The sequence below is a fragment of the Pseudomonas sp. 3296 genome (genome assembly GCF_031456615.1).
In the GTDB taxonomy this organism is placed as follows: Bacteria; Pseudomonadota; Gammaproteobacteria; order Pseudomonadales; family Pseudomonadaceae; genus Aquipseudomonas; species Aquipseudomonas mucoides.
Genome location: NZ_JAVDUY010000014.1, coordinates 58,795 through 68,570, shown reverse-complemented (window position 1 = coordinate 68,570; position 9,776 = coordinate 58,795). Strand labels below are relative to the sequence as shown.

Annotated in this window: 11 protein-coding genes; 4 read left to right on the top strand and 7 right to left on the bottom strand. The window is 44.2% G+C overall.

The features are described 5' to 3' along the window. Positions 1-189: hypothetical protein (locus tag J2X66_RS28995; protein WP_310271783.1), on the top strand; the 189-nt coding region annotated here is incomplete at its 5' end. A 300-nt stretch (positions 190-489) separates the two neighbouring features. Here the strand turns inward: J2X66_RS28995 and J2X66_RS28990 are convergent. From J2X66_RS28990 to J2X66_RS28970, 5 genes are all read right to left on the bottom strand, one after another. Next, on the bottom strand, positions 490-693 hold the full coding sequence (locus tag J2X66_RS28990; RefSeq protein WP_310271781.1) for a hypothetical protein: 204 nt from the start codon (positions 691-693) through the stop codon (positions 490-492). A gap of 679 nt (positions 694-1,372) precedes the next feature. Then, positions 1,373-2,191, bottom strand: coding sequence for a hypothetical protein (locus J2X66_RS28985; RefSeq protein WP_310271778.1), 819 nt, complete (start codon positions 2,189-2,191; stop codon positions 1,373-1,375). Between the two features lie 127 nt (positions 2,192-2,318). Continuing rightward, positions 2,319-3,158: a hypothetical protein gene (locus tag J2X66_RS28980; protein ID WP_310271775.1), complete on the bottom strand. Its 840-nt coding sequence runs from the start codon at positions 3,156-3,158 to the stop codon at positions 2,319-2,321. Positions 3,159-3,165: 7 nt separating this feature from the next. Then, positions 3,166-3,975 (bottom strand): TniB family NTP-binding protein, encoded by an 810-nt coding sequence (locus J2X66_RS28975; protein ID WP_310271771.1) that lies wholly within the window; start codon positions 3,973-3,975, stop codon positions 3,166-3,168. A 73-nt stretch (positions 3,976-4,048) separates the two neighbouring features. Continuing rightward, positions 4,049-5,863, bottom strand: a complete 1,815-nt coding sequence (locus tag J2X66_RS28970) for a Mu transposase C-terminal domain-containing protein (RefSeq protein ID WP_310271768.1) — start codon at positions 5,861-5,863, stop codon at positions 4,049-4,051. Positions 5,864-6,181: 318 nt separating this feature from the next. Here J2X66_RS28970 and J2X66_RS28965 point away from each other — a divergent pair, with 318 nt between their 5' ends. Further along, entirely contained in the window at positions 6,182-7,057 is an 876-nt protein-coding gene (locus J2X66_RS28965; protein ID WP_310271765.1) for a hypothetical protein, read from the top strand. Here J2X66_RS28965 and J2X66_RS28960 read toward each other — a convergent pair. Next, complete coding sequence (locus J2X66_RS28960; protein WP_310271762.1) at positions 7,054-7,500, bottom strand: DNA-binding protein; 447 nt, start codon at positions 7,498-7,500, stop codon at positions 7,054-7,056. The two genes, J2X66_RS28965 and J2X66_RS28960, sit on opposite strands and share 4 nt — an antisense overlap. Positions 7,501-8,215: 715 nt before the next feature. On the opposite strand from J2X66_RS28960, the gene J2X66_RS30405 reads away from it, so the two are divergent. Beyond that, entirely contained in the window at positions 8,216-8,389 is a 174-nt protein-coding gene (locus tag J2X66_RS30405; RefSeq protein ID WP_405046819.1) for an MbcA/ParS/Xre antitoxin family protein, read from the top strand. Between the two features lie 154 nt (positions 8,390-8,543). On the opposite strand, the gene J2X66_RS28955 is transcribed toward J2X66_RS30405, so the two are convergent. Continuing rightward, positions 8,544-8,828 carry a helix-turn-helix domain-containing protein gene (locus tag J2X66_RS28955; RefSeq protein WP_109787207.1) on the bottom strand — a complete coding sequence of 95 codons (285 nt, stop codon included), beginning with the start codon at positions 8,826-8,828 and terminating at the stop codon, positions 8,544-8,546. An 86-nt stretch (positions 8,829-8,914) separates the two neighbouring features. Between J2X66_RS28955 and J2X66_RS28950 the strand changes: the two genes are divergently transcribed. Continuing rightward, complete coding sequence (locus tag J2X66_RS28950; RefSeq protein ID WP_310271756.1) at positions 8,915-9,442, top strand: hypothetical protein; 528 nt, start codon at positions 8,915-8,917, stop codon at positions 9,440-9,442. Positions 9,443-9,776 lie beyond the last annotated feature (334 nt).

Below are 9,776 nucleotides of genomic sequence, written 5' to 3'. Positions count from 1 at the left end.
AGCAGAAAAGGAACGGCGTTGTTTGGTCATCTGACACCTCGATCGGGCGAGCATTCTCGCCTAAATGGGTGTCCGGTTTCATTAGACCACTACAGACATAACAACGTAATGGAAGGTGTAAGGATGGGAGAGCAAGGGACTGATTTCTTTGGTGTCAGCATCCGCAATCAACCGGAGCTCGGTAACTAATTGAAAATTAACGCTTTCCGGTTATTTTCTGTAATTAACCGGAAAAAGTAACAAATATTTCGCGTTTTTTCCGGTTAATTACACATCAGGTTGGGCCTCATGCCCCACGCCTAGGTCTCGCTCTTATTCGAAGTAGGCACCGTTCCCCCTTGCGCCGTGACAGCAAACTTGCGCTTGAGCACATGCGGCGCCACCAGCGCTTTGACGCCGGAGTTTGTACTTGTGCCGCCGCCGCTGATTACTGGCAACACCTACTTCGCGCATCTAGCCGCAAGCCATATGTCGCCCGACACGATGTCCCTAGCCTTGCAGCTCCTTGCCCAAGGTGCACGAGCCGGCAGAGGCTCTGGATTCCTTGTGATGTTCGATCAGCACGGCTTTGAGTTTCTCCCGCTCAGGCTTCACCTTGCCCTGGCGCTGCCGCCTGGCTTTAAAGCTGCTGCGGTTCGCTTTTATTGAAGATGAATCCACGCGGAATATCTGTTTCGCCCATGAGTCACCCAAAGCTTTCTCAGGTGCCAGACCTATGGCTACATTGTTGAAGGCTGGTGTGGGAAACTTAATACTTTAACCACTATTGATCCGGCGTTTTCTTGAAGATAGACTTATCGCAGCAGATGGCCTATTTGGTATTAAAGTTAACTAAAGTTTCTTGAGTGGGCGTTGCTGGTCTCAACAAAGTTCCGGCCGTAGTCTTCGGGCTTAACACCTGCGGCAAAGACAGCTATTTCGCTTCATTTGGTCGCGAACTAATTGCAATGCTAGTTGTGGTGTGAAAAGCCAGACTCTTAACAGTGGACTAAGATATTCTGATGGTATATCAAGGATTACATCTAAAAACTCATCCGAACCCACCTTCAACATCATGTTTAAATGTTTGATTGATGTCGCAGTGCGAATATATGATTCTCGCGCGCGTGAAATAAAAGGGGATGTTTTAAAAATCGGATTGTAGCTGTACGGATTCATCATCCATTTTTTTATATCTTTAATGTTCTCTAGTATTTGTAGCTTGAGTAAATTTAACGATGGGTATGACGGCTTTTGATTTGATAGAATGTAGCCAATTATTTGATTGTTTGAGGTTGCATATATCATATATAGCCCAGAGCAAGAACTGCCATAACTATCAGTAACTACTAAACCGATATCGATATAGAGAAAATCAATTTTGCTATATGTACTATTCATTTTCAAAGCCTTTCAAAAAGTCCAGATAGTTTCGACTGGGAAATACCGAGCACAATTTTTCAAGGCGACGTCGTATCGCGGGAGACTCATCTGAAGGAAAGATTCTGCTAAATCTGCCTATATCATAAGCCGTGCACGAGTAAAGCGAACTGTGTTCGTTTGATATTGATTCAAAGGCGCGAGTGTCTAACTGAGAAAATGCTCCGATGACATAACCTGTTAATATCAATGCACACATGCGTTCAAAAGAAGAAGCAGTGTATGCTCCTATGAGCATTAGCGATCGTGCTCCTGAATGTTTTAGGGCACCCCGCTGCGGAGTAGGTTTCGAATATAGAAAACAGGCAAGCCCCCTATATTCTCCAGCACACAAAAATAACTCCATAACAAAACGGTAAGCAGCCATAATTTCCAGCGCACTATTATCTGTAGAGTTTTCCAAACGATAAATATGGCGCTGTATTTTCAGAGCAAGCAATACGAGCTTTTTGAGACTTAGACTATCAAGAGTACATTTGTGAGTGGCAATGTACTTCTCCGGAAACGCCATTATACTATTGCGTTGCTTATATGGTAATGGACTTAATAGGCACTGATGCACGGAGCAAATAGGATGCGCAGTGTATCTCCAGCTTTTTAGAAATACATAGCATCCCTTTTTCTTTAAAGATTCCATTAGGCAGGCTGTACAAGCGTTTTGCCAATCTGAAAACGGGATCACCCATGTAGTTCTAGGACGGAAGAGATTAAGTAGTATTTGCGGATCGACCTTGATCGTGTCATTCACCGAGGTTGATACTAGGGTATCCACAGAGAAATCAGGGTCAAGGATTGGAAAGCAATCTATATTTGAGTAAAACATAGAATTTATTTTTGTTGATGAAAATAAGCGTGGAGATAATTTAAGCTCACATCTCCTGATCCAGGATGTAAAAGATTCATCGTTGACTGGATTTAACAGCGAATAAAATGGCATTTTGTCCGACCATATTTTTTAGTGATAGATATTCAGCGACGTCCGAGTTCGCGAATGATGGGGAAAGTAGCTCCGCCACGGCGTACTCCCGAACCAAATTCAATAGATTTCCGGTGTTTCCATCGCACAGCTTATAAAGTTGATCTCTGCCAACGCTCAGATTCACCGTGATCTTGAATTTAGTTTGAAGATTGTATTGGAGTTCGCCAATAAATAGCGAAAATTCCTGGTCATCGTTCCATTCGTCTATACGATGGATTGTAACTGACTCTTCATTCGCAAAGCGTTTGGCGTAGGCGGTATCGTGAGTTGATAATATTACATCCACGCAAACAGTATGGAGGGCAATGCTAAGCCACGCCTCAACTGCTTTTTGCTTGTCTGCCGATTTATAAAGATTCTCTGAGAAATCCTCAAAAACAATACAATCAATTTCCGCGAGCTCGATTAAATCAATCACTGGAGGAGGGATATAACTTGTTCTTATCTTTAGATCAGATTCATCGAAATCCAACCCATAATATTGCAATAAAAGTCTCCATGGATTGAATTCTTCATCAAGTGGAGATGGGCGCAAAACTATTACGTTTTTTAAGTTGCGCTGCAATCGTTTGCGGCACAGTTGAATTGCAGTTGAACGTCCTGAACCAGTCTTGCCTAAAATAATGTGTAATGATCCTGCTTTATCAGTGCTTAAAAGCGTCGCTACGATAGCATTTGAAATGCTTAACACTTGGGGTGTTGGTACATTAAACCTATTATGTATTCGCGCAATTTTGGCATAGAAATTATGTTTGGTCATTTGTTTGCTATCGTTTGATGCGCCGAAGCAACGACACTCCGTATTTTGCTGCTAAAAAAGGCGCATTAGTGATAAGCTCAATTGTGATCTTTTCTATGCCAGACGAAACAGCTTCTGCAGCGCAAACCTGAATGATTTTTACTACGTTATCCATCACGCCATCCGCTTGCTTTAATATAGCGGTTGCTAATTCCTTACTGTGCAAATGTGAGGGTTGTTTTAAGGGTAGTGTGCGCTCATAAGCTGCAATAAACCCCCTGAACTCTTCGTTCAATTTCCATTTCTCTAAAGGCCACTGCAAGTAGCGGCGTTCCAATTGTGGGTCTAGACGAAGAGCCTCGCTTGCCTTATCTACACCAAAGGCGAAAACACTAAGATTGTACTGATCACCGGAGAGGTTTTTGAGTAGCGAAAGGTTGATTTTCTGCTGCATTGTCGAAAGCGTCACGGCGTCGTGGATTTCGTCAATGACAATACCTTTGATATTATTTCGTTCGACAGTTCGTGCAAATTCTTTTGACGCATTGTACCCGCTGAATTTCTTGGTGACCTCCATACCAAATGCTTCGAGCAGCAGTTCCCTGAAGTTGTAATTATTCGGGTTCTGCCTGAAGCTCATGAACACCAACTTATGTTTTTCATTTTCGTTGACTTCTTTTATTTTATTGATAATGCTTGTTTTTCCGTACCCACCACTACCCCAAACCAGCATACAGGGGGCCTGAACCTTGTTTTCAGTTCGTAACATGTAGTGCATTGCATTCAAGATCGCTTGGGAGTTGGGGTATTCGATAAATACGTCTTGTAGACATATCATGAGTCGTTCCTCCTTAGTGAGGTTTAACAAATGTTGCCTTGATTGACGCACATGGCTTACATCGATAGTCGTATCAGTCATTTTGGTCAAATAATCTGGGAGTTAATGAAAAATTTACTTCGCTTTCGTCAACAACAAAGTCGTCGCTAGGAATATGCGCATCCCAGACAGCTTTAGGAATACCATGCTTACGTTGCTCGGCGTGATGGGCGTTTGCTTCCAATTGGTTACTCGCTATCTTGGCGTTACGAGTGCTTCGTTGGCTGTTTTTGACCAGTGCATTATTGGTGCGCATTTGCCTGAGCGCATCCTCGTCTGTGATTGTGCCTGACGGTATTTTTTTATTGTGCTGGCGGTCGCATCGATACTCTTCATAGCTGATATAGTCTTGCTCTGAGGAAACTTGTGGAACTTTAACGTATTCACTATCAATGCTTACCCATACTATGGTCATATCAAATGGGTCAAACTTTACGACAACTCTAGCTCGTCCCTGTATGCGATTTAACTGGCTTGAGTAATAGCGCCTTTTATTCAGGGTTATCCCGTTATTTCTCACGGGCTTTATTGTTTCTGGTAAAAAATCCAAATAAAGCGCTCGCGGGTTTATCGCTACTTCAGGAAGTTGGATTTCGGTGCTATCGAACGCCTTCTCCCAAGCATCCTTAGGAGAGGACCCTAGCTCGGCATGGACCGTGCCGTGATATACAAGGACTTGTCCGGCAAACCAAGTACAAAACTCTTTAAAGGTTAATGCAGATTGTTTTTCGCTATCGTAGTCTCCACGCTGTTGAGTGTTAGAGAACGTAGTGCCAGGTAAAAAATGGACAGCCGAAGTCATAAATGTGCCTATTAGGCGCTCTATATGACCACCCATGTGCTTTTTTCCAGGCTTTCGCCACTCCGGCTTTATTTTGTATTTACGCATTGCAGCTTCAACAATCGGAGAGCGAAACTCCGCAGCATTGTCCATCAATAATCGTTCTGGAAATCCAAAATACGGGTAGTGACATGACTCGCTGGCCAATTGAAAGTAACCTGTATTCTTAGGAAGCATCGCCATGCCCATGGTTTGTTGCACAGATATAATTGAGGGTGAAAACATAGTTAAGTAGTAACCCAGTATGACGCGTGTATGTAAATCCATTATTACCGATAACCAAGGTCTTCCAATTATTATTGTGCGGTCATGTTCGGCACGGAGGAGAAGGTCCACACGCGTATGATCCATTTGAGCTACTTGTAGCGGATAGTCGGTATGAGCAATACCGGGTCGAGGCTGAAACATTTGATTTGAAGAATCAACGCCATGTTTTTTCCTATAAGTGTTTTTTTGATCAAATCCCACGATTATTTTTTTTACCGATGCCCTGCTCGGTGAAGTCAGGCCTTTTGCAAAACATTCACTTTGTACCTGTTTCCACACATTTGAGTATGAGGCGGACCGGCCGTGATAGTGCTCGTTGTAGCAATCCGTAATGATGGTTCTAATTTCTTCAGTAACTCTCATGCTCCCTTTGTGAGGCCCAGGGTTGCCTTTTATTAACGTAACTGGGCCTAGTTCGGGGCTGTATTTTTTTTTCAGAGCGTAAAACGCAGTTTTTTTTAAGCCAAGCATGTCGGCAGCTTGTTTTACAGATAATGAACCGCCTAAGTAAAGTTCGATAACTACTGAACGTTCGCCAGCTAAAATTATTTGTGTGGCGTTATGCTCGGTAAGAATTCCCTCTATTTTTTTATGGCTTTCTAGGCTGTCACTAGATTGGGGAATGGGTTGGATATGTGCGACGTCTACAACCGATATGGTTTCGCAACCATAGTCACTGACTATAACGTCTCCTTTTTTTCCAATATCCCTAACTATCGACAGTACTCCATTAGCCACCACGAGTTGGCCTCGTTTGATTGCAATCCTCAACATAAACTCCCAGAAGGTATAAATATCAGCATTTTGGGTTCCGATGCGTCGTCATACAGTACGTTGTCGATAGCGTGACTGCTGATACCGTTTTCGTAATTAAAATGCTAAGAGGGAATTTGGAATTGCGCTAGATGCGAAATATAAATATTTTTTTACCGTGAAACCCAGTAAACACGGGATAAAATGGCGTTGAAATGTTTACGCATCGACGACTAAAAAAATCTCTTGCCTCCGTACCATTTTGTACGGAATGATATTTTTAGTTATCCGATACGGTGGTGGACGATGGGGCGCAAGAGAAAGACACTAATACAGGTGCTGAAAGCATCAGCTTTAGCTCACCTGCTGGCGGTACTTGCGGGTGTGAAGCCAAACGGGCATCAACTCGCAAGGTGGTATGAGAGGGAACTGGGATTGCCCCATGAGTCTGAATCTAATAGTACCTGGGGGAGATTTCTTGAAGGTTTAATGCCCCAAAAAACCAGATTGGCTATATTGCTTGATTTGGAACCTGCACTCGTTAAATTATTTAATCACCCTTTGTGGGATATCATGGATGAGGAATCTGATTTAGTAGATATTTATTCTATTTTAAAAAATAGGATATATCCAAAAAAGTCATTTTACTTGTCTTCACTCGAAGATGACATGAGCACAATGTCAGCGCTGGACCGTATTGCGTTATTTGTTTTAATGATATTGTCGGCCGAAGATCATGAATCCACTGTTTCTATAGTGACTAATTGGTTGGCAGACAGTTACGCCCAGCTTAGCCTAGAGCCTGAATGGTTTTATTTGAGTACGGCTTTATCAAATTTAATACTAATAAGATTTGAGAGCGTCCCTTGGTTTTCTTCGGCCGAATTTATTTCATCTAACAATGAAGCAAACCATAAATTCTGGAGCGCTATTTTTGATGATTACAAGGAGAATAAGCGAGATTTGAGTCCTGCCACGTGGGCGGTATGGTGCGGTTCGGTATCTCGCTTAAATTGGTTAGAGAGAAAAGCATATCTAGAGTTTGTAGGTAACGCTTCACCTTGCGATTCCGATGAGAAAAAGACTGAACAAATATATGTCTATAGGAAAGTGCGCAATCGTCGAAATGAACTTATCCGAAAAGCGCGCAGGCTCTCAATTGATGTCTTGATGGGTAATTAAGGTTTGACGGATTTATTAAGCGACTCTATAAGCTGCTGCTGAAAAAATTGTAATGTGCTCAAAAGGTTTTGGTATTTTAGATTCTCTTCCTTTAGTTCCAGAAATATCGTGGTGATTTCTTCTATCACTTGGGGGTTCGAAGTGACTGCGCGAAGCTTGTTAATGGTCTCTAACAGGCGAACGAAGTCATTGCTACGACTCCACGAGTCAGAGGAGTTTTTGAAACGGACGTCAGGAATATTGAACCTCGTAGTCATTCGCGATTGATCCGAACAGCTGTCTGTGTTTTTAGCTTTCACAGCTCGCAGATGTTTGACTATAGTGGTTTTTGATCCGTGATTACCTAGTTCCGTACGAATAGCGTCCAAAGTTGGCTTAGTACCATTCTCCTCTAATCTGAATAACGCTTGTTCTACCATCTCTTCACTAATAATGGGTCGCATGATTTCATCCACCGCCAGTCCAGGGATTATCTTACCATAAGCGCACATGGATGCTAGTAACAGCGATTCTATGTTAGGCCTATGCTATATGGGATCGTAGTAAAATCGTACAAATTAGGCGTCGGACCATAATAGCACCTTCCTACCGCTCTACATCGCGCTCCCGCTTTTAGCCAGCATAACGTCGATCATTGCAATTTCCAGTAGAAGAGTCAGTGGCCACACGAACTGGTATCGTACGTTCTAGTGTACTGCCAGTATCTTCTGATCTATCATTTGGTACTTTAAGGAAAATAGCTCCGATATTTATCAGGCTCTAGCATGCGTGACCGAATATTTGATATCAACTGAAGCATATTGATTAAAGTTGGAAGATCGCCTTCACGTCCGACCAGTTTTGCAGAATGTTAACAGGTAGATGCATACCCATATGGAACTCCTTACGTAGAAAACACGATGAGAGCCATCAATCGCTTTGTTTGTCGGGTTCGCTTGGAAACGTGTATCTAAGTTCTATAGATGCTTCCGATTAAGGCATTCACGCACCCATCGAAGCAGGTTTCACGAGAGAGAGTATCTGTCGTCTTTTTGAACCTTGCGTCATCAGCGCTACTGTGCGCGACCAAATTATCCCGTATAAGACGGTCGCGCGCACGTTGGCACATGGAAACCGGCTCACAGCCATCGAAAGTGAACGCTTGTTCGTGCTGTACACATCATTGCCATAGCCGAGGAGCGGTTCTGCGACCAGCAGAAAGCAAAACGCTGGCTTTCGGCTTCCAAATCACGCTTTTCGGGCAACAGTCCGTTCGCGATGCTTTTCACCTTCCAAGGCTCTCACCTGGTTGAGGAAACGTTGTTTCAGGTCGCAGAAGGTTTCATATTTTGATCTGCGACACCGCAGCGCTTATTGGTGGTGCGAAAGCCAGATACGCGATTGGATTAGAACGGCTAGACGCTTCTGCGGTGACACAGAGGCAGCAATTGACGGCTAGTTTTGTTCAAGTAGAAGTGTGTGTTTTTTAGACGAAAGAACGATGCGGTCACCCGCGCTGGCTGTCTTCAATCTCGCGCCGAATTCGTTCTACCAGCGAATCGAAATCAGCTTCTGGGTCAAGGAGTAAAAAACTCTTCACAAGTAGGGTGAGAGGGTGCACGTCCATCCTTTGAGCTAGCTCCGATGCCTTCTCCAGCGTGACATTTTTAAGCCCCCGTTCAAGCGTGCTGAGGTAGGTCCTGCTACTGATTATTCCGAAGTCTTCTTGTGTTAAGCCACGACGAATTCGAGTGGTGCGTAATGCGATGGCAAATGCCTCTTTGAGTTCCATTGTGTTCGACCCACAAAAGGAACGATGAAGCCTTCTTGAGTTCTATAGGGCTACAATCTATAGTGTTCATTTTTTTGGTAACTCTTATGACTTCGCTGCAAATTACCTCCCGTCAGGTAGCTGCACATCGCAATGCAGATAGCTTCTCCACCATGATCTTGGTAGCGGTTGCAAATGTTATTCATCCTGAGCGGGGGACCGAAATAGTCAAACGCCTGTCGGGGCAAAACCTGGTTGAACTCTTTCTAGAGCTGGATCATCCAGATTCAGAAAAAGATCTCGTTGGTATCCTGCTAGCGGTACCTCCAAAGCTAAATGGTTCGCCCCAGTGGGTCGCGGAGACTGTGGTCGATTTCGCTCAAGTAAAACTTCGGACTCCCGTCGAGCCTTGCGTGGATACCTTTGCGTATCGCCTCGCCTCCAACGAGGTTTTCCGCGACAACGAGAAGATCGATCCTGCGGATGTCTTGTGCTGGCGTTCACTTTATGAAGTATGCACGCCTGATGGCCCCGAGGCTGTAGAGTTGCTTGCCCACCAGACTTGGCTATCCGTTGTCGTTGCTCGGTTGGTGAATGCGGTTAATTCTCCTGATGCATCAGGTGATATTGAGTAATCGACGCTGTCTTCTCGGCACGGCCTCGCTGCCGCCTCGTCCACAATGCTGGTAGGTCGTACCACGGGACCCAAAATGAAAGGAAAACGTAAGATCAAAAACGCCAAGTGGCTTTTGATGATTCAATTTCAGGTCGAGTCCCGTCGGACATGCGCAAAACGATCAAAAAATGCGGCCAGTAGATTCCTAAACTCTGTCTCGCCTTTTGTAATGGAATGCGAGCCTTGTGGAAGACTTGCGGGTGGGGCGTGCCGAGCGGCAACTGAGGCAATCATCAATCAATAACTCCGCTCCCAGGTACCGAGTCCCATGCTCACTTCGAACCTTGCAGATC

Bases quoted from the DNA above. Each gene is read 5' to 3' on its own strand.
- J2X66_RS28980 (WP_310271775.1), bottom strand. From the start codon at position 3,158: ATGACCAAACATAATTTCTATGCCAAAATTGCGCGAATACATAATAGG.
- J2X66_RS28975 (WP_310271771.1), bottom strand. From the start codon at position 3,975: ATGATATGTCTACAAGACGTATTTATCGAATACCCCAACTCCCAAGCG.
- J2X66_RS28965 (WP_310271765.1), top strand. From the start codon at position 6,182: ATGGGGCGCAAGAGAAAGACACTAATACAGGTGCTGAAAGCATCAGCT.
- J2X66_RS28960 (WP_310271762.1), bottom strand. From the start codon at position 7,500: ATGCGACCCATTATTAGTGAAGAGATGGTAGAACAAGCGTTATTCAGA.
- J2X66_RS28955 (WP_109787207.1), bottom strand. From the start codon at position 8,828: ATGGAACTCAAAGAGGCATTTGCCATCGCATTACGCACCACTCGAATT.
- J2X66_RS28950 (WP_310271756.1), top strand. From the start codon at position 8,915: ATGACTTCGCTGCAAATTACCTCCCGTCAGGTAGCTGCACATCGCAAT.